Source organism: Pseudomonas sp. Pseusp3 (assembly GCF_047304225.1).
Lineage (GTDB): Bacteria > Pseudomonadota > Gammaproteobacteria > Pseudomonadales > Pseudomonadaceae > Aquipseudomonas > Aquipseudomonas fluorescens_CD.
Genome location: NZ_JBGLYV010000024.1, coordinates 1 through 19543, shown reverse-complemented (window position 1 = coordinate 19543; position 19543 = coordinate 1). Strand labels below are relative to the sequence as shown.

The following is a 19543-nucleotide window of genomic DNA, read 5'->3' as shown; positions in this document are numbered from 1 at the left end:
TTCGTAATCCTTGATCGAGTAAAAGGGTCAGGCGCTGAGTGCGTTGGGGATCAGTACATCCCCGTAAAATCGCTGGGCAACATCGGGATGGGAGCGCAGGCGACCTTTGAGGTAGTTCCAGCCCACGTCGCGAAACAACGGATTGTCGGGATCGCTCGCCGGGCCCCGTGCTTCGCGCAACAGCTCCGGCGGCAGGGGGTAAAGCGGCACCACCGCGTCCAGTTGCGCACCGAGGAAAAAGGCGATCGACAAACGCTCACTGCCCTCGGGCGGCGACAGCACGCGATGCACGGTGGCGCGCAGATAGCCGTTGGTGGCCAGCTCCAGCAATTCACCGATGTTCACAACCAGAGTGTTGTCCCGAGGCAGCGCATCGATCCAAAGCCCCTCCTCGATTTCCACCTGCAAACCGGTTTGATGATCCTGCAGCAGAAAACTCAGGAAACCTGAATCCTTGTGCGCTCCCACGCCCTGATTGCTTTCGTCTGGCACCTGCCCCGGATACCGCATCAGCTTGATGTGCTCATTGGGCTTATCGCCGTACAACTGATCGAAAGATTCTTGCGGCAGCGACAACGCCTGGGCGAAAGCCCGGAGCAAGCGCAGCGACATTCCGGTCATGGCCTGCTGCCAATCCAGCAACAATGGCTTGAGCGCCGGCAACGCGGCTGGCCATTGATTGGGGCCTTGCAGGCGTGCCCAGTAAGGGCTGTTTTCAACCAGCGATAATGCGTCCCTTTCTGCACCCAGATCGAACTGCTCGCGTAAATCGGGTTTACCGCGAGTGATCTCCGACGCCGCGCGGTTGTAACCGCGAAAATGTGGGGAATTGATCATGCCGACGGCAGTTTTCTCGCTGTCCGGCAGCGCAAAGAATTGACGGGCATGGCTCTGCACCTGTTTCAATAAATCAGTATCAATGCCATGGCCGGTCAGGTAGAAAAAGCCCACATCCCGTGCCGCATGACGCAGATCGTCAAGAAACCCCTGACGCTGTGCCGCAGTGCCATCGAGCAATGACAGATCAAGAGTCGGTAAGGAGGTGATACCCCGTGTGTGCGCCATGTTTCACTCCATGTCTGACTGAACCTGTAATCCTTGCTTGAAGCTAAACGTTCTTAAAAAGTAGTAATAAATATCTTTTTAGCATTAGCTTAGGTTCGCTTCTCAGGCGTGACGCAGGTTGTTTTTTGGACTGGTGGGTGGCTAAGGGAGGTTCATGAATGCCGCGCGTGAAAACTTCTGCCCTTTCAAAGCTGCATTCTGGTCACGCAGTACGTTGAAGCTGTGCGGGCACAGGTATTGGCTGACCTTGTCCTTGATCTCGCGGTAATCGGCCGAGCTGAGCAGGCTGTGCCGTTCCAGCAGGTGTACATCATTCAACATCGAGAGTTCTCCTGACCTGGAGTGCCTGCCATTCACCGAGCGGGCTGCCTCTTTCCGATCTTGAGATTTCTCACTACGCAGCGTATTAGTGTTTGCACCTGACTGACGCGACCCGGTGTGGCCAATGCGTGAAATCTACAGCGTCTTCAACTCCAATGGAGCCTATGAAACCGCTGCCCATGAGCATGATGAATTCATGATCATGGTGCCGGAGCATGGTTTGTTGCGATTCAAGGACGAACAAAGCGGCCGTTCAACGTCGATGGTTGACCGACAGTTCGTATTGGTCCCACCCCAGTGGAGCCATTCCTCATCGTCAATGACAGTGAGACAGGGACATGTTGCGTTCTATGTCGACCCGGATTACATGAGCTATGCCCTGCGTGATCTGTCCGGTGATGCCAACCGTTTTTTGCGAGTACCGACGTTGGGTATCTGGCACGCCTCGGCACCGCTTCATCATCTATTGCTGGCGAAAAAAGCCTTCAGTCAACCGGATCGCTACGTGGATCGGCGTAGGCAAATCACCCAGACCGACCACTTGCTGCTCCTGGAATGCCTGGCGATTTCCCTGAGCCAGCCAAGCCTGCAACGTTCTTCGACCGAACGTCATGGTGCGGCATTGGTGCGTGATGTTCAGCGCTATCTGGATGGCAATCTTGAACAGTCTCCGGGACTGGACGAGATCGCTGAAGCCTTTCATGTTTCACGACGCCACCTCACCCGCTTGTTTGCCCAACACACTGGCGAATCTGTGCTGGCCTGCGTTCAGCGCATGCGCCTGGAGCGAGTGAAGAACCTGCTGCAGCACACGCGCATGTCTGTGCTGGAGATTGCCAACAGCGTCGGCTACGAGTCCCCTTCCCACCTGGCCCATGTCTTCCGACGCGCACAGGGCTGCTCGCCTGACGAGTTTCGCCGTAACACCAACCGGTAAACCATCCCGATTATCCATGGCCCGATCTCGCGCATGATGAGGCCCGATCCCGTGCGCCCCGAGTTTCTCCACCCGGCATCCTGAGCCCTGACAAAACAACAAGAGGATGGGGCCGTGAGGCGAGAACCCTTTATCAGTTTCGCTGATGTGCAGAAGAGTTTTAAGGTCGACGGGCGCAGGTTTGTGGCCGTGCGCAATGTATCGCTTGAGATCCAGCGTGGCGAAATCATTACTTTGGTCGGCCCGTCCGGGTGCGGCAAATCGACGTTGTTGAACATGACCGCGGGGCTGTTCGGCCCTACCGAAGGTCGGGTTCATTACGACGGCGCCGAAGTCAAAGGCGTCAACACACGGGTCGGCTACATGACCCAGGCTGACCACCTGCTGCCATGGCGCACAGTGGCCGGCAACATCGCCGTACCGTTACAGATCCGACGCCTGGGCAAGCGTGAAATCGACGCACGTGTCGAGGAACTGTTGGCCTTGGTCGGATTGACCGGATTTGGTGCCAGCTACCCGAACCAACTGTCCGGTGGCATGCGAAAACGTGCGGCCATGGCCCGATTGCTGGCCAGCGATCCTGAGACCTTGCTGATGGACGAGCCGTTTGGAGCCCTCGATGCGCAGATGCGCCTCACGCTGCAAACCGAGCTGTTGCGACTGTGCAAGAAACTGAAAAAAACCGTGCTGTTCGTCACCCACGATGTCGACGAAGCCATCGCCCTCGCCGATCGCTGCGTGGTCTTTGCCGGGCGTCCCGGCACCATCGATCACATCCTTGAGGTGTCACTGGCGCAGCCGCGCAATCTGGTGCAACTGCGTTCCGATCCGCACTACGTCGAACTCTGCGCCGCCCTTTGGCAGCGCCTGGCCCCAGACATCGCCGGTGCCGCCGATCCTTCCTCGCTGGCTCACTCTCTGGAGGCCCTATGATTCAGGTCTATCGCTTGCTGTTCCTGGTGTTTCTGCTGGTGCTGTGGGAAAGCATTTCCCGCTGGTTCGGCGTGGAGTTTTTCATCAGCCGGCCTTCTGCCGTGGCGGCCAGTTTGTGCAAGCTCCTGCTCAATGGCGTGTTTTTCTACCACGCAGGGATTACCACGCTGGAAGCCGTACTCGGATTCTTCTTCGGCTCGGTGGCCGGTCTCGCTGCTGGCCTGCTGTTAGGCCGGGCCAAAGTCCTGGCCGACATCCTCGACCCCTTTCTCACCGCGTTCTACAGCTTGCCGAAGGTCGCTCTCGCACCATTGTTTATCCTCTGGTTCGGCATCGGCTTGCCGATGAAAGTCATTCTGACCGCAGCAGTGGTGTTCTTCCTGGTGTTCCTCAATACCTACAGCGGAGTGCGCAACGTGTCCCGCGAGCAGTTGACCATCCTGCGCCTGATGGGCGCCCGCGAACGTGATTTGTTGAGCATGGTGGTCATTCCCTCCGCGTTCACCTGGGTGTTTACCGGGTTGCGCCTGTCGGTGCCGTACGCACTGATCGGCGCACTGGTGGGTGAAATCATCGCTGCCAATCGCGGGCTCGGCTACTTGCTCTCCGACGCGGCTTCGCAGTTTGACACCGCCGGTGTGTTCGCCGCGCTGGTGGGCATCATTGCCCTGGCGCTGATCCTCAATACCGCGGTCAAACTGGCCGAACGCCGGCTGATGCCATGGAAAGCCAACGACGCCGAACGTGAAGTGGCGGTCTGAACATCCTTTCGATTGATTATCCGGAGTTCCATCATGTTCAAACGTCTAATGACGGCGACCGCGTTTGCCAGCGCACTGCTCTGTGGGTTCGCGACTCAGGCCGCCGAGTTGACCAAGGTCAAACTGGCGTTTCCCAGTGAAGGCTTCCTGTATGTGCCGATCTATGTCGCGCAGAAGCTTGGCTACTTCGCCGAAGAAGGGCTCGACATCGAAGTCATCGTCTTCCAGAAAGGCGGCTCCGCGGCGCTTACCGCTGTCCTCGGACGTGATGCCGACGCCTATGTCGGCCTGCCGGCGGTGGCCATCCGTGCCCGCTCCAAGGGACAGGATGTTCAGGCTTTCGCCTCGGTGCAGACGCAGTTCGGCAGCACCGTGGTGATCGATGCCGATTCCGCGAAAAGTGCGGGTGTATCCGCTGCGTCACCACTGACTGCCCGGGCACAAGCCTTGAAAGGATTGAAAATCGGCGTCACCGGTCCCGGCAGCACCACCGATATGCTGGTTCGCTATCTGGCCAAGGACGCAGGCCTGAGTTCGGACAAAGACCTGACCATCATGCCGATTGGCGGCGCGCCGAACATGCTGGCGGCGTTTTCCCAGGGCAGCATCAATGGTTTTTCGCTGTCACCACCGACTATCACCACCGCCGAACAGCAAGGGGGATTTGTGTTGATGGACTTGGCCAAGGGTGAATATCAGCCGCTCAACGGTTTCCTCTTTACAGCGATGATTGCTCGGGAAGACTGGTTGGCCAGTAACACCGACACCGCACGAAAAATGGTGAAAGCCCTGTGGCGCGCCGAGCAACTGATCGCCACCGATCCGGACAAGGCTCGGGAAGCCGTGCGGCCGTACTTCGCTCACACCGCCGCGCCGATTTTCGATGCGGCATGGACAGCGTCACTGCCCTCTTACCCGGCCACGCCGAGGGTCGAGTTGTCGGGCGTCCAGAAGAACATCAGTTTCATGAACGCTGTTGAAGCGGAACCGGTCAGTCTTGATCCGCACACAGCATTTACCAATGCCATCGTCGATGCGGTTGCACCTGCTTTATCGGACGCTCAAGGAGCGCAGAAATGACCCCGCAAGTTCATCTGATCAATGTATTCCCTGCTGCCGAAAACGGCGGTAACCCTGCACCAACCGTCGCTCGCGCCGACGGCATGAGCGACGCGGACATGCAGGCTGTGGCCCAGGCTTACGGGCATGAATGCGGCTTCGTCTGTTCGCCACCGGCCGGAACCGACTATGATTTCAGCTTCCGTTTCTGGGTGCCGAACCACGAAATGGAGATGTGTGGACATGCCTCGGTCGGCGCCGTCTGGCTGCTGGACCGACTGGGGATGTTGCCAAAGGATCAACTGTCGATCTGGACCTTGAGTGGACGCGTGGAAGCGCGGGTCATGCGCGATGGGGGTGGCACCGTACAGGTCGAAATCAGCCAACCCAAAGGTCAGGTCGAAACTCTCTCGTCCCCGGACATCGAAGCGCAAATCCTCTCGGTGCTGGGCATCAGTTCCAATGAGTTGGCTCCGTTACCCATCCAGAACGCCGCCACCAGCCGGGTGAAAACCCTGATCCCGCTCAAGAGCGTGGCGGTGCTGGACGGGTTGAAACCGGATTTTCGCCGGATTGAGCAATTGTGCGAGCGCATCGGCTCAACCGGTTTGTACCCCTACGCACCACTGGACCTTGCCACTCGACAATTCGATGCACGACAGTTTCCCAAGTCCTCCGGCTACCCCGAAGACGCGGCCACCGGTATTGCAGCCGCGGCCCTGACCTTCGGTTTGCTGGAAAACGGCTTGGTGAGTGTTGATGAACGCCCGGTGCGTGTTCGTCAGGGTCGGGCTATGGGCCGCCCTTCAGAGATATCGTTGCGCTTTCGCCGGGATGCTCAGGAGCAGATTCAGGGATTGTGGCTCGGTGGGCCGGTGAGTTTTGCGCAGGTGAGCCCATGAGCATTCGAGAGAGACTGAAGCTGTTGGGTCTGCAATTGCCCGATGCCCCTGCCCCCAAGGGTGACTACATACCGGTGGTGGTCCACAGTGGTGTGGCCTATGTCAGCGGGCAGGTGTGTCGTTTGGCCGACAGTGTAATCAAAGGTCCGGCTCGGGCAGACATGTCTGCAGAAACCTTGATCCTGGCTGCTCGCACCTGTGTATTGCGCGCTTTGAGCGCGCTTGAGCAAGCGGTCGGTGATCTGGAATGCGTCGAGCGGATTGTGTTCGTACGCGGATTTGTCTATGCCGAGGACGGTTACCAGGATTACTCAAAAGTTCTCGACGAAGCTTCGCGTTTGCTGATCGAGTTGTTTGGCGAGCGCGGGCAACACGCGCGCTCTGCGCTGGGCGTCGCCGGGCTTCCAGGCAGCGGATTGCTGGAGTTGGAACTGGTGGCGGCAGTGCGTTAGAGCGCTTTCTCACCAAGCCTGGCCAATCAATCAATCAATCAATCAATCAATCAATCAATCAATCAATCAAATATTCCAGATTATCCATGGCCCGATTCCGCGCGTGATCGGGCCCGATCCCACGCGCCCCAAAAATGTCCACCTTGCAAACTGCCCCCTGACAAAACAACAAGAAACCATAGGAAGGTGTTTATGCCAATGCTCCCTCGCCATCCATCGCTCGTTAAGCGCAGCCATCTCCAAGTGGTGGTGTGTGTTTCGACACTCGTTCTATCGTTGACCGCCTGCGCGGCCACTCCTGGTCCCACGAAGTCCTACCAACAACCTGCGCTGGAGCCGATTGGCGAAGTGCAGGCCATTTATGACGGCAATCTCAGCGAGGACATGGCCGTCACTACCTTTCGCAATACTGATCGTTTGTTCCCTGTGCGGACCATCAAAGCGGGCGGCCATCCTTTCCCGTTACCGCGCAGCGGCACGCCACTCGGCCCGGTTGCCTTTGACTATAAAGGCAAGCGCTACAGTCTCGATGACTACGTTGCGCTGAATCGGGTGACAGGCCTGTTGGTGCTCAAGGACGGTCAAATCGTGACTGAGCGATACGAAAAAGGTAATACCGCCAACACCCGCTGGATGTCGATGTCGGTGGCGAAATCAATCACCTCGACTCTCGTGGGCGCTGCATTGCAGGACGGCGCCATCAAAAGCCTTGATGACAAAGTCACTCACTACTTACCCGCGCTGGCCGGTAGCGGATACGACCAGGTCACCGTACGTCAAATTCTGTCCATGCGCTCCGGAATCAAATGGAACGAGAAATACACTGATCCAACATCAGACGAACGACAGCTGATCAAGCTGCGAATCGAACAAGTGCCTGGGTCGCTCCTCAAGTTCATGGCAAGCCTGCCCACCGCTGCACCTCCTGGCACTCGCACCAACTACAGCACCGGTGAAACGCAAGTCTTGGGACAACTGGTCAGCGCCGCCGTGGGCAAGCCACTGACGCAATACCTGAGCGAGAAAATCTGGGTCCCCTATGGCATGCAAACCGATGCCAAATGGTGGCTCGACGGCCTTAACGGCAATGAAGTGGGCGGCAGCGGCATCAGTGCAACCCTTGAAGATTACGGGCGCTTTGGACAGTTTTTCCTCAGCGGCGGCAAGGCCGGTGAACAGCAAGTGTTGCCTGAAGACTGGATGAGCTTCGCCAGCGCGACCACTGGCACAGATGCGGCATACGGTGACTTTGCCAACATGTGGTGGCCAGGCTGGACCGATGCTTCCAAGGCTGATAGAGCCTTTACTGCTGCAGGCACTTTTGGTCAGTTCCTCTACATCAATCCGACCAAAGATGTGGTGATTGTAGTGTGGCAAGCACAGACCAAACCCACCGGTGGTGAGGTTATCGACGACATGGTCGCCTTTGACGCCATTACCAATACCCTTCAGTAACCGGTTTCTTGGATTCATGTACAGGAGTTGGAAAAACTCCTGTACATGAAGAAGGCAGCCAAAATTCGCAGTTTGCCGATTCTGGCCGGAAACTGGCGTTCCTGATCTGGGGCAGCCACGGGCCCTCTCCGGTCATCTTGATACCAATGGTCGTCGTCAGACCGCCCCGGCTACGTCCGAGCGAATGATTTTGCGGTTCTTCAGGCCCCCTTTTTTCCCGGTACCAGAAGAGGCGCAGGTTGCACAACCTTTTCAAAAGCGCAGGCCGTTCTTCCACCGCAGGACTGAAGTGAGACTAACCCGTCAGCCTTTGAGCAAGTGCCGAATACGTACAGACTTTCCAGCGATTTGAAAGCGCCGGGCGGCTGATTCGATTTTCAACTCTGCGCGAGTGACTCGACCGTGGTGGCGTAGATGGTCGTACCAGGACTCGTCGAAAAACAACTCGATCCACAGTTGCGGATTTTCGGTGTCCTGCATCAACTGCCAGGAAAAAGAACCATTGCGCTGCCGCATCCTGCGCACCTCTTCCATAGCGTCTTTGAAGGCATCGGCATCCACCGTGTCAATCTCATATTCGAGTGTAATCATGACAGGCCCACGCTCACCTTCAACGTCGACACCCATCAACGGTTGCGGCCAATGCAGCGAAGGGGCCAGGTCTTCTGCGCTCAGCGCAGGCAGTTTGACCCTCCAGCCCACCCCTACTCCCACCACCATGATTACGGCGGCAAGACTCAGCGATATCGAGATCGAAAACCAGCTGGCGATCAGTCCCCATATCACACCGCCCAAAGCCATGCTGCCAAAGAAAGTCAGGATATAGACCGCCAACGCCCTGGCCCTTACCCACGCAGGTACCGATGTTTGCGCAGACACCTGAAAGCTGGACAATACCGCGATCCAGGCAGCACCACTGAGGAACATCACAGGGATAAGCAGATAGAAATCATGAATCCATGCCAATGCCAGCAATACTGCTGCATAGATAAGGCTGGCCGATGCCACCAGCGGATTGACAGCAACATGCTGACGAATCCTGGGTAGAAACATTGCACCCGCGACCGCCCCGATCCCCACGCAACCGAGCAAGATCCCGAATTGCTCAGCGCTGCCCTTCAGCTCACTTCGCACAATCAGTGGAAGCAAGGACATGCCGGCGCTTGCACCCAGGAAAAAGGCCAGGGCGCGCACCAGAACTCGCTGCAGGTGCCGTGAACTACGGGTATGGCGCCAACCCGTACGTATAGCGCCAAACAGGCGCTCTGCCGGCAATACGGTCTGTTGTGGCGTGCGACGCCACAAGGCGAGCACCGCGATAACGCCAAAGAAGGACAGGGCATTGACGGCAAATGTCGCCCATGGCCCTACCAGACTGATGATGATGCCAGCGATGGCCGGTCCGAGTGCCCGGGCAACGTTGACCCCCACGCTACTCAGCGATATCGCGGCGGGCAGATCACTGGCCGGAACCAGCTCAGGTGTCAACGCTGACCATGCTGGCATGGTCAGCGCCGTTCCAATCCCCATGGCCAGAGTAAACAGGAGTAAAAGCGTAGAGCTCATCAGGTCCGCAAAGGTGATCAAGGCGAGCGCAAGTGCAATGACGGCCATTCCTGCCTGGACAGCCAACAGGTAACGCCGTTTGTCGACGATGTCGGCCAGCGCGCCAGCAGGCAGCGCTAGAAGGAACATGGGAGCGGCACCCGCTACCTGTACCAGAGACACCATGAGGGGACTGGCCGACAAGGAGGTCATCAGCCACCCCGCACCGACTTCATGCATCCACGTCCCTATGCTGGATGCAATGCTGGCGAGCCATAGACTGCGAAACAGTCCATGGCGAAGCGGTTGCCAGGCCGTACCCGGTGCCTGCTCTTCAGTCATCGTACTCACCATTTCCTCCCCACAGTTTGCTCAGAAGTGGCCAACGACGCGACAGACTCGTACCCAATGCCAATCTTCCGGATCCCCAGGCAAAGTGCGCCTCATCCCCTGGTGGGGAAGAGGCGCTTACCGATCAGTGACCTTCCGATGCGTTAAACATGGTTTTGGCATAAATCAAACCAAGACCATAAGCGCCACCGTGAGCGATAGAAGTTTTCACCGTCTCGTTATAGGTGTCGCTGCGAGCCCAGTCACGCTGCAATTCCAGGAGGTATTGAAGCGAGGTCATTGGACGCGCACCTGCTTGAACCATACGCTCGATAGCACGCTCATGAGCCTCATCTGAAACGTCACCACACGCATCGCAAATGACGTAGACCTCGAAGCCTTGTTCAAGCGCCGAGATCGCCGGTCCAACGATGCAGACCGAGGTCCAGAGACCGGCAAGAACGATTCTGTTGCGACCGATCTTATTCACGGCGACGGCGATACGCTCGTCCTCCCAGGTGTTCATGCTGGTCCGGTCAATCAGCTCCTGGCCGGCGAAGACCGAGGTGATTTCTTCAAACATTGGGCCCGAAAAGCTTTTTTCGGCGACGGTGGTAAGAATGGCAGGAACGCCAAATTCCTTCGCTGCTTTCGAGATCAGTGCAGCGTTATTACGCAGTGATACAGCGTCGATGGATTTAGTCGCAAATGACATCTGTGACTGAAAGTCGATCAGGATCAGGGCGTGGTTGCTCGGATCAATCAGGCCTTTGCCTGGTGCTGCTTTTGCGGTTGCCATAACACTTCTCCGGATATGTTTTGAGAAGCGCCATTTTCGGTTTCGCTAGAGCAGAACGATTGTACGGATGTGCGAATCTGGAGGATTTGTGCTGAGAGAATTTACTTCGCCAGCAGTCACCTCGCGATAGCGCTGCGGGAACAGCGGCAGCAGACAGCCCGGAATGCCTTCGAACGGGCTAATTGTCACTCTCTGGTTGACAGTTAAACGCTTTATGGCCGCTTTTTCACTTTCCGGCACCTCATTAATCTGTGCTCACGGTGTTGCTGAGGCCGAAACCCCAGCGCCACAGCAGCCCGATCCCAAGGCATAGAAAAACTAAAACGGCTTAAAAAGGATTTGCACATGAACATCAAGAAAACCCTCGCCGCTTCCCTCCTCGCCCTGTCCATCGGCAATGCGTTCGCTGCTGAAGGTACTGGCGTAGAACACAACACCCAGGCCTTCCTCGATGCCCTCGCCGCCGGCGGTGGCAAACCGCTTGAGCAATTGAGCCCCAAAGACGCCCGTGCGGTGCTGACCGGTGCCCAGGCTTCGGTGAAGGTTGATCTGTCCGGTGTGGACGTCAGCGACAAGGCGATCAAGGTCAATGGCCAGACCATCAACCTGAAAGTGGTGCGCCCCGCCAAGGTCAAAGGCGAGTTGCCGGTGTTCATGTTCTTCCATGGTGGCGGCTGGGTGTTGGGCGACTTCCCGACGCACCAACGCCTGATTCGTGACCTGGTGGTGGGCTCCGGCGCGGTCGCGGTGTACGTCGACTACACGCCGTCGCCGGAAGCGCAGTACCCGACCGCGATCAACCAGGCCTACGCCTCGACGAAATGGGTGGCCGGGCATGGCAAGGAAATCGGTGTCGACGGCAAGCGTCTGGCGGTGGCCGGCAACAGCGTCGGCGGCAACATGGCGGCAGTCGTGGCGCTGATGGCAAAGGAGCAGAACACCCCGGCCCTGCGCTTCCAGCTGTTGATGTGGCCGGTAACCAACGCGCAGTTCGACGACGGCTCGTACCAGCAGTTCGCCGAGGGGCACTTCCTCACCAAAGGCATGATGCAGTGGTTCTGGGACAACTACACCACCAACCCGGCCGAACGTGCGCAGATCCATGCCTCGCCGCTCAACGCCAGCGCCGAACAACTCAAGGGCCTGCCTGCCGCATTGGTGCAGACCGCCGAATTCGACGTGCTGCGTGACGAAGGCGAAGGTTACGCCCGCCACCTCGATGCGGCCGGTGTGCCGGTGACCTCGGTGCGCTACAACGGGATGATTCATGACTTTGGCCTGCTCAATCCGTTGAGTCAGATTCCCGAGGTGAAGGCAGCCGTGCGGCAAGCGGCGGCGGAACTCAAGACCCATCTGAACTGAGTGCAACCACTAGCCACACCTCTGGGTGTGGCGATTTTTTTGTGCCCGCAGGAGTCCACCCCATGAGCATTTTCTCTGCCCACCTGTTGTCCTGGAGCGCCCTGCTGCTGGTGCTCGACGCTCTGCTCTGGCACCTCGTCCCATTCAAGCATCGTGCGCCACGGGTTGGTGTGCGGCTGGTGCTGTTTCTGGCGTTCAGTTCGCTGATCATCAATACCGGCGTCAGTCCATTGCAGGCGCCGTTGTTTGCCGATGACCAGGTGGCGCAACTTGGCGCGACGGCGCTGGGGATTCTCTGGTGGCTGTACGCCGCACGGGTGCTGACCGAGGTGTTCGGTCTGGTGCTGATGCGCCGCATCGGCCACAGCGGCCGTTTGTTGCAGGACGTCATCGGTGCCTTGGTGTTTCTGGCTTCCATCGTCGCCGCCGCCGGCTATGTGCTGGATCTGCCGGTCAAAGGTCTGCTCGCGACCTCTGGCGTGTTTGCCATCGTCGTCGGTCTGGCGCTGCAGAGTACGTTGGCCGACGTGTTCTCCGGCATCGTGCTCAACACCACCAAGCCGTATCAGGTGGACGACTTTGTCGTCATCGATGGCGTCGAGGGCAAGGTGCTCGACATCAACTGGCGCGCCACGCACCTGTTGAGCAGCGCCGGCACGATGGCCGTGGTACCGAACTCGGTGGCGGCCAAGGCCAAGATCGTCAACCTCAGCCAACCGAACAACCTGCACGGGGTGTCGATCAGCATCAGGGTGCCGAACCACATCCGCCCCCGTCGAGTACTCGACGCCCTCGACCGCACCCTGCAAGGCAGCAGCAGCCTGTTGCTCAACCCTGCACCCAAAGCGGTGTTGAAAGAGGCCGGCGAAGAGATGTCCGAATACGTTGCCAGCGGTTTTATCGCCGAGCTCGGCAAGAAAAGCGAAGTGCGCAATCAGCTGTTCGATCTCGCCCATCGGCACCTCGAAGCGGCAGGCATCTCCCGGCAGCCCGATGGCGTGATCGAGCCTTCGACCCGCGCCCGGGCGTTGCTCGATGAAGTGAAAGTCTTCCGTTCCCTGAGCGCCGAGGAGCGTGATCGCCTGGCCCGGAACATGGTGGCGCAGCAATACGCGGCCGGTGAGGTGGTGCTGGATCTGGAAGAAGTACCGGACAGCCTGTTCGTCATCGCCACCGGCGTGGTCAGCGCCACGGTCGCCGACGGCAGCATGCAGATTGAAGCCGGGCGCATGGGGCCGAGTGAAATCATGGGCGAACAAAGCATCCTCGCCGACACGCCGTCCCAGGCACGGTTCACTGCCATGACCTCAAGCATCATCTACCGCCTCGACAAATCCCTGACCCGCAGTTGCATGGAGCAACGACGCGAAGTCGACCGGGCGCTGAACAAGCTGCAAGCGGTCCGGCAGCAGAACAGCCGGATGGCGTTGATGGCCAAACCGGTGGCGGTCAGGAAAGGTGGCTTTCTGGGATGGTTGCAGAACCGTTAAACAACTGTCAGGCACTGACCTTGTGGGAGCGAGCCTGCTCACGAAGAGGGAGTATCAGTGACATTGATGTCATCCGACACACCGCTTTCGCGAGCAGGCTCGCTCCCACAAGTTTTGCACTTGTTTGGCGGCAATGAACGGCGCATCCGGGGACTGTTTTCCAGCGACCCAGGTCAGGTTTTTTTCGAACATCAGAACCTCGAAAATCGCCAGCAGGTTCAAATCGGCATTGCGCAGATCGTAATGATTCCCGAGTACCGTTCCATTGTGTTTTCAACCAGGCACCCGTCTTTGGACTTTACTGAATCATAGGCACTCAAAGGAGGGAATTAACAACGTTTAACTCGCCAGCCAAAGCCTTGCGACCAAAAATCAAACCCTCGATGCAAGATTGTTTTTCCAAAAGGGATGGTGCCGCCCCACCGCACTGTGCTCCAGAACACACCCATCAACACGGACATTTGTCATGGCCCATGTTCAGCACAACAACACCTGCGTGTCAGCCACCCAAACGCGAAAAGCCATCACTGGTGGTCTCACTCCCTGGCGGGAATGCCTGGTCAAACAATTGATCCTCGACCGCCTCAGCGACCCCCTGGAAGTCACCGAACTGGCACGGGCCTGCGCGATGTCCCGCAGTCATTTCTCCCGTACCTTCAAGTGCAGCACTGGCCTGTCGCCCCAGGACTGGATTCGTTGCCAGCGCGTCGCCCGGGCCAAGCAACTGATCGAGAAGACCAACCTGACCCTGACGCAAATCGGCCTGGAATGCGGCTTCTGTGATCAGGCGCACTTCAGTCACATTTTCACCCGCAGCGAAGGCATTACGCCTTTCGCCTGGCGCTGTCGGGCGGTGCGATCCGCACCACCTACCGCAACGCAAGCCGCCTCCCTCACTAACCGTTCAAATTCACGTCCAATGATCAAATCGAGCGGCAGGACCGCTCATTTTCCGGGGTGACGACCGTGAATCACCCCAGCACTGGAATGCCGCCCATGCAAGGGGTGTAAACCGGCGCGGGCCCGAACGCCTGCGCCAGGGGCAGAGCCAATCAAGCTTGAAGGAAAGTCAGCAGGTCGGCGTTGAGCTGATCCTTGTCAGTATCAGTTAGCCCACGGGCACGCCAGGGTGGACGAGCAGTTTCGAACCCTTGACCCGTTTGAGATACCGTAGGTTTCGATCGGTACGATCTTGTCAGCACCGAGGAAATCAGCCGGCCGTGACCCGGGTGTGCCCGTAGCCACTGTGATAGACCACCACGTTGCTCGCTGGTTTGTCCTTGAGATGGGTTATATCCATTTGCAGGAGCGAGTTTTGGGTGCAGACCGGACGCAGGACGAGTTAATTTGTGCTGGTGTTTGTGTCCGGTCTTGATCAAAACCAGCGTCCGTTCCAACTCGCGCTGCACTGGGACGACGAAGCTGTAGCCGCGCTGGGGAAAGTTGACAGTGCAGGGCCACCCGTTCTGGCCTTCGACGAGAGCCCGTCGCAGGGCGGCAATGTGCACGCGCGGATTGATATCCCCGACCACTGAAGTTGGCCAGACGTGAGCAATCATTTCGTCCTTGCTTACCACGTTGCCTGCGTGTTCGATCAGCACCCGGGGGATATCCAGTGTCCGCCCAGGCTCCCGTACCTCCATTGTCAAGAGTTCAGAGTATCCTGGCAGGCCTTGAGTGGAACTCGCTGGCCTCCAGCAGATTTCTGCCGCAGTCAATGAAGTGGCCTGGCAGCTGAATAGCCGCTCTCGGAAAACACTAAACTACGAAACGCCTGCTGAACAATTTAGCCAATCCGTTGCGTCGACCGGCTGAGTCCACAGGCTATTTCGGTCGGTCGTGACCGTCGAAATCGGCCGAACGCGGTCCGCCTCTTTTCTCGCCAGACAAAGGTTGCGACCGCAGTTCCGATTGTTTTCCACCATTACCGTACAACCTGCAAGCTGCCTCATGCACCCATTTCGGGGCGCCCCTCCAAGAGGTCCCCTTCGACACTTTCCATGGAAAGGGCTTCAAGCAGTACCTGCTCCAGGATGGCAAAAAAACATTTGATGTGAGCCTGTTTCAATGCCTGCGGCCGGGTCACCAGATAGACCTCCATATCTGGAAGCTGGAGATCCGGGAACAACCCGATCAGATCCTTCGCCAGAATTCTGGGCAACACTGCCACGCCCATTCCTCGCCTCACCGATTCGAGCTGAACCGCGAACGAGCTCACGCTGATCTGCGTGCGGTCCAGGCCCGAGGCCTTTGCCATGCGCATTTGAGGCAACATGTCCAGCGGAGGAAGCAAGGCAATATTGGCCGCAGTGGCCGGAGTCAGCCCTGGAAACCGCTTCAGATAACCTGCATCGGCGAATACACCGTAAGCGAGCCTGCCTATGGAGCGATAAATCAGCGACGGCTCGCCCAGATGAGTCGTGCGTACAGCAATGTCTGCGACTCCGCGGACGATCTTGTGAAAGTCGGCTGTTATCAGCAACTCCACCGAGCATCGCGGATGCAGAGTGGTGAAGCGACTCGCGGCCTCCAGCACGCAAGACGAGAACCCCTCTCCTGCACTGACCACGACACTGCCAGATAGCTCTGTGTCTGGTTCGGACATGCCCGTAACGGTTTGACGCCTCAAGCCCGCTTCTGCAGCCAAGGCAACGTCCACGAGGGATTGGCCTCGCGGGGTCAACCTGCATCCTTCAACTCCCCGCTCAACGAGTGGCTCGCCAAGTGCGCCTTCAAGTTGGGTCAGCCGTCGCGCCACAGTAGACGCAGCGACCCCCAGCAATTGACCGGCCTGGAGAAAGCTGCCACGTCGCGAGACTGCCAACAGCAGGCGAAGATCGTCCCAGTTTGCTTGCAAAGCCATGCTTCATATCTTCCCTGATCCGCAAATTTGCAAATCCATTATGCAGCAGTCGCTGTTTTTCGGCAGAGGTGTCAACGGTATATCTACACCCCCTCGAAAAGAATGGAATGGACTGTATGACTACTGGCCCCAACGACTATGCGGCACGCGCCGCCAGCGCCTTTAATCGCCGAGACCTGGAGGCGATGCTTGCGCTGGTTTCCGAAGACTTCATCTACTTCGATGGCATGGGGATACAAACCGGTCGCGAGGCCATGCACAAGCGAGAGCGCGCATTACTCGAAGCGTTCCCCGATGCCAAGGTGATCTTGAGCCCATTTATCGTCACCCACGATCGTTTGGCACTGACCGCCTTCCTGACCGGCACCTTCGCTGCACCATTGGTGCTGTCGGACCGGGTGATTCCACCCCATGGACGCCACATTACCGTGTACTACGCCGCACACTTCACCTTCAAAGACGGCTTGGCCATACGCGAAGAGGTCTTCTTCGACAGTGCGGTATTGATGCCGTCAACCGATCAGAGTGAGGGGTGACACATGCATAACACATTCGTCACTGGCGCGACCGGCTTGTTGGGCAACAACCTGGTACGTGAACTGGTCGCTCGTGGCTGCGTGGTCAAAGCCCTGGTCCGTTCAAGAGCCAAAGGTGAACAACAGTTCAAGCATTTGCCGGGTGTGGAACTGGTCGTTGGTGACATGGCCGATGTCGAAGCGTTCGCAGCGTCGCTACAAGGCTGCGATACGGTGTTCCACACCGCAGCGTTCTTTCGCGACAACTACAAGGGCGGCAGCCACTGGGAAGAACTCGAAAAGATTAATGTGTCCGGTACACGGAGCCTGCTTGGTCAGGCCTACCGCGCTGGTATACGACGGTTCATCCATACGTCTTCCATCGCCGTGCTCGACGGCGCTCCCGGCACGTCAATCGATGAAACCTGCCTGCGGGCCGACGCCGACGCGGATGACTACTACCGCAGCAAGATACTCGCCGACCGTGTCGTCCTGTCGTTCCTGGAAGTCCATCCCGAGATGCATGCCTGCATGGTCCTGCCTGGCTGGATGTGGGGGCCTGCCGACATTGGCCCGACCTCCTCGGGACAGTTGGTCAACGATGTCGTACGCGGCAAATTGCCCGGACTGATCCCCGGTAGCTTCTCCGTTGTCGATGCCCGCGATGTGGCATTGGCGCAGATTGCCGCCGCCAGAGATGGGCGTCGAGGCGAGCGCTATCTCGCGGCGGGCCGGCATATGACAATGCGTGAACTGGTGCCCGCTCTTGGGCGTATCGCAGGCGTCAAGACACCCGTTCGACAACTGCCGCTGCCCTTTCTGTACACCTTGGCAGTTGTGCAGGAGATCTACGCGCGTATTACCGGCAAGCCCATTCTGCTGAGCATAGCCACGTTGCGCCTGCTGGTACGAGAAAAGGACCGCACCCGTTTCAATCACGGCAAGAGCGAACGAGAGCTTGACCTGAGTTTCCGGGCGCTGGAGCAAACAATCACCGACACCGTGGCGTGGTACCGTGATCACGGTTGGTTTGATACACACCAGGACAAGGACGTAAACAGACCGTGAGCAGAAAAATAATCCTGATGCGTCACGGCCAGCCAAAACTGGTCGCAACCGACAAAATATCAGCGCTCGATATGAAAGACTGGATCGAACAATACGACCGCTCCGAAATTACCAATCAACCCGTCCCGGATGCCAGCATGCAGCTCGCCGCAACCGCCACGGTGATTGTCTCAAGCAACGCGCCTCGTGCGCTGACTTCCGTCCAGGCTCTCGGCCTGAAGCCCGCCCTGGTCGACGCGCTGTTCTGTGAAGCTCCACTGCCTTATGGTCACTGGCAACTGCCACGGCTATCGCCGTTTACCTGGGCATTTATCCTTCGGATCTTATGGTTGTGCGGTTACTCACGCCGAGTCGAATCCGTCGCCACTACGAGGATGCGCGCCGGCACGGCAGCTAAACGGCTTCAGTCCCTTGCCGGCGAAGGACCGGTTCTGCTGCTCGGTCATGGGTTTATGAATCGAATGATCGCCAGACAACTGGAGGCAGATGGATGGACTCGCCAAAAACGTAACGGCAGCCAATATTGGAGTGCGACGGTGTATCAAAATGGCGGTATTTAAGAGGTGAGAGTTTCTGTTCTACAGAGCTCGGTGCTCCCCTTCAAAACTGACCGGGCCGAAATTGGTATGGTTGTAATGGCATGCGAACGTTCCCGACAGGCACGTTCGAGCGCCTCACTACCGGGTTGGTTTCCCACAGAAAAACACAACACGACCTTCCTCATGAGCCCGTAATAACTCAGACAGCGATGTCTGGCCCATTAGCAACAAACTGCATTCCCTTGCCCCCTACCAACAAACCGTTAGCGCCGATGATTTTCATGACCCGTTTCAGGTTGCAGGCCTCTTCCGAAAACTTCTCGCACGCTTAAGCTTCGCAAACTATCACCATTCATTGCTCTGTTAGCAGAGTGCGCAAAAAACAAAATGATTACACCAAGCCACTTCGTGACCGCTTGGTCTTCATCGTGAACGCCAAGTTTGCATGTGTCGATATCAGGCAAGAAGGTGGCGCGAACAGGTAACTGAATCGTCGGACAAGCCGAGTAAGGTGGCACTGCTTTTCATCGAAATAACCACATCGCGATGATGGGTTTGACAAGAACGGCAGCGCTTGGAGGGCGCCGTTTTTAGGAGGGGGACAATAGCCCCCCATCAGCACGCCTGAATGTCGTTCACCAGAGAAAAAAATAATGATCAGCCCGAGCTCCAAGGATTCGAGTGGCCAATTGGCGCAGGGCTTCAAGCCACGTCACTTCACCATGTTGTCTATCGTCGGGATTATCGGCTCCGGTTTGTTCGTGGGCTCAGGACATGCCATTGCGGCGGCTGGCCCGGCCGTCCTGCTGACCTATCTGTTCTCTGGCCTGCTGGTCGTTCTGGTCATGCGCCTGCTCGGTGAAAGGTCGTGGCGATCATTGGTTTCATCGGTGTGGGTTTTGCCGTGTTGATAGGCTGGGTTCCCGATCGGGAAGTCAGCGGGTTGAGCGGCCTGATGGCCGAGCACGGCGGGTTTGCTCCCAACGGCCTGTCGGCGGTAGTCGGCGCCTTCATCTCCATCATGTGATGCTTCATCGGGACCGAGGCGGTGACCATCGCCGCCGCCGAATCATCCGTAGTGCATGGGTTTACTCAATAAGATCACGCAGGAGATTTGACGTGCACATTGGTGTTCCTCTCGAAACCC

The 19543-nt window shown here is 57.9% G+C and carries 18 protein-coding genes and 3 pseudogenes; 14 read left to right on the top strand and 7 right to left on the bottom strand.

Annotation, left to right across the window (positions count from 1 at the left end; all coding sequences use genetic code 11):
- Positions 1-27: 27 nt before the first annotated feature.
- The gene (locus ACCD00_RS10665) at positions 28-1065 is read right to left on the bottom strand and encodes an isopenicillin N synthase family dioxygenase (RefSeq protein ID WP_413424250.1); all 1038 of its coding nucleotides are present in this window, start codon (positions 1063-1065) and stop codon (positions 28-30) included.
- Positions 1066-1206: 141 nt separating this feature from the next.
- Complete coding sequence (locus ACCD00_RS10660) at positions 1207-1386, bottom strand: hypothetical protein (protein WP_413424248.1); 180 nt, start codon at positions 1384-1386, stop codon at positions 1207-1209.
- Between the two features lie 124 nt (positions 1387-1510).
- Between ACCD00_RS10660 and ACCD00_RS10655 the strand changes: the two genes are divergently transcribed.
- The 7 genes from ACCD00_RS10655 (at position 1511) to ACCD00_RS10625 (ending at position 7885) form a co-directional block, all read left to right on the top strand.
- On the top strand, positions 1511-2323 hold the full coding sequence (locus ACCD00_RS10655) for a helix-turn-helix domain-containing protein (protein ID WP_413424246.1): 813 nt from the start codon (positions 1511-1513) through the stop codon (positions 2321-2323).
- Positions 2324-2437: 114 nt separating this feature from the next.
- Entirely contained in the window at positions 2438-3256 is an 819-nt protein-coding gene (locus tag ACCD00_RS10650) for an ABC transporter ATP-binding protein (RefSeq protein WP_413424244.1), read from the top strand.
- Positions 3253-4017: an ABC transporter permease gene (locus ACCD00_RS10645; protein ID WP_413424242.1), complete on the top strand. Its 765-nt coding sequence runs from the start codon at positions 3253-3255 to the stop codon at positions 4015-4017. The genes ACCD00_RS10650 and ACCD00_RS10645 overlap by 4 nt, the downstream gene beginning before the upstream one ends.
- 33 nt (positions 4018-4050) lie before the next feature.
- Complete coding sequence (locus ACCD00_RS10640) at positions 4051-5097, top strand: ABC transporter substrate-binding protein (RefSeq protein WP_413424240.1); 1047 nt, start codon at positions 4051-4053, stop codon at positions 5095-5097.
- Entirely contained in the window at positions 5094-5978 is an 885-nt protein-coding gene (locus ACCD00_RS10635) for a PhzF family phenazine biosynthesis protein (protein WP_413424238.1), read from the top strand. The genes ACCD00_RS10640 and ACCD00_RS10635 overlap by 4 nt, the downstream gene beginning before the upstream one ends.
- A complete protein-coding gene (locus ACCD00_RS10630; protein ID WP_413424236.1) occupies positions 5975-6430 on the top strand; it encodes a RidA family protein in 456 nt (151 codons plus the stop codon). The genes ACCD00_RS10635 and ACCD00_RS10630 overlap by 4 nt, the downstream gene beginning before the upstream one ends.
- 192 nt (positions 6431-6622) lie before the next feature.
- Positions 6623-7885 carry a serine hydrolase domain-containing protein gene (locus tag ACCD00_RS10625; protein WP_413424234.1) on the top strand — a complete coding sequence of 421 codons (1263 nt, stop codon included), beginning with the start codon at positions 6623-6625 and terminating at the stop codon, positions 7883-7885.
- A gap of 121 nt (positions 7886-8006) precedes the next feature.
- Here the strand turns inward: ACCD00_RS10625 and ACCD00_RS10620 are convergent.
- The 3 genes and pseudogenes from ACCD00_RS10620 to ACCD00_RS10610 all read right to left on the bottom strand — a co-directional run.
- A pseudogene (locus ACCD00_RS10620) lies at positions 8007-8128 on the bottom strand (IS5/IS1182 family transposase); the annotation flags it as partial.
- A gap of 60 nt (positions 8129-8188) precedes the next feature.
- Positions 8189-9772 carry an MFS transporter gene (locus ACCD00_RS10615; RefSeq protein WP_413424232.1) on the bottom strand — a complete coding sequence of 528 codons (1584 nt, stop codon included), beginning with the start codon at positions 9770-9772 and terminating at the stop codon, positions 8189-8191.
- Positions 9773-9905: 133 nt separating this feature from the next.
- Complete coding sequence (locus ACCD00_RS10610) at positions 9906-10559, bottom strand: hydrolase (RefSeq protein WP_057399470.1); 654 nt, start codon at positions 10557-10559, stop codon at positions 9906-9908.
- 345 nt (positions 10560-10904) lie between these two features.
- Here ACCD00_RS10610 and ACCD00_RS10605 point away from each other — a divergent pair, with 345 nt between their 5' ends.
- From ACCD00_RS10605 to ACCD00_RS10595, 3 genes are all read left to right on the top strand, one after another.
- Positions 10905-11921 carry an alpha/beta hydrolase gene (locus ACCD00_RS10605; RefSeq protein WP_413424230.1) on the top strand — a complete coding sequence of 339 codons (1017 nt, stop codon included), beginning with the start codon at positions 10905-10907 and terminating at the stop codon, positions 11919-11921.
- A gap of 62 nt (positions 11922-11983) precedes the next feature.
- Positions 11984-13411 (top strand): mechanosensitive ion channel domain-containing protein, encoded by a 1428-nt coding sequence (locus tag ACCD00_RS10600; protein WP_413424228.1) that lies wholly within the window; start codon positions 11984-11986, stop codon positions 13409-13411.
- A gap of 466 nt (positions 13412-13877) precedes the next feature.
- Positions 13878-14372: a helix-turn-helix domain-containing protein gene (locus ACCD00_RS10595; RefSeq protein WP_413424226.1), complete on the top strand. Its 495-nt coding sequence runs from the start codon at positions 13878-13880 to the stop codon at positions 14370-14372.
- 517 nt (positions 14373-14889) lie between these two features.
- Here the strand turns inward: ACCD00_RS10595 and ACCD00_RS10590 are convergent.
- Both ACCD00_RS10590 and ACCD00_RS10585 read right to left on the bottom strand, forming a co-directional pair.
- Positions 14890-14970, bottom strand: a pseudogene (locus ACCD00_RS10590) (hypothetical protein); the annotation flags it as partial.
- 389 nt (positions 14971-15359) lie between these two features.
- Positions 15360-16274: a LysR family transcriptional regulator gene (locus ACCD00_RS10585; protein ID WP_413424224.1), complete on the bottom strand. Its 915-nt coding sequence runs from the start codon at positions 16272-16274 to the stop codon at positions 15360-15362.
- A 116-nt stretch (positions 16275-16390) separates the two neighbouring features.
- Here ACCD00_RS10585 and ACCD00_RS10580 point away from each other — a divergent pair, with 116 nt between their 5' ends.
- From ACCD00_RS10580 to ACCD00_RS10565, 4 genes and pseudogenes are all read left to right on the top strand, one after another.
- Entirely contained in the window at positions 16391-16810 is a 420-nt protein-coding gene (locus ACCD00_RS10580) for an ester cyclase (protein ID WP_413424222.1), read from the top strand.
- Positions 16811-16813: 3 nt separating this feature from the next.
- On the top strand, positions 16814-17857 hold the full coding sequence (locus ACCD00_RS10575) for an SDR family oxidoreductase (RefSeq protein WP_413424220.1): 1044 nt from the start codon (positions 16814-16816) through the stop codon (positions 17855-17857).
- Between the two features lie 17 nt (positions 17858-17874).
- Positions 17875-18417, top strand: coding sequence for a histidine phosphatase family protein (locus tag ACCD00_RS10570; RefSeq protein ID WP_413424340.1), 543 nt, complete (start codon positions 17875-17877; stop codon positions 18415-18417).
- 632 nt (positions 18418-19049) lie between these two features.
- Positions 19050-19420, top strand: a pseudogene (locus ACCD00_RS10565) (hypothetical protein); the annotation flags it as partial.
- Positions 19421-19543: the final 123 nt, after the last annotated feature.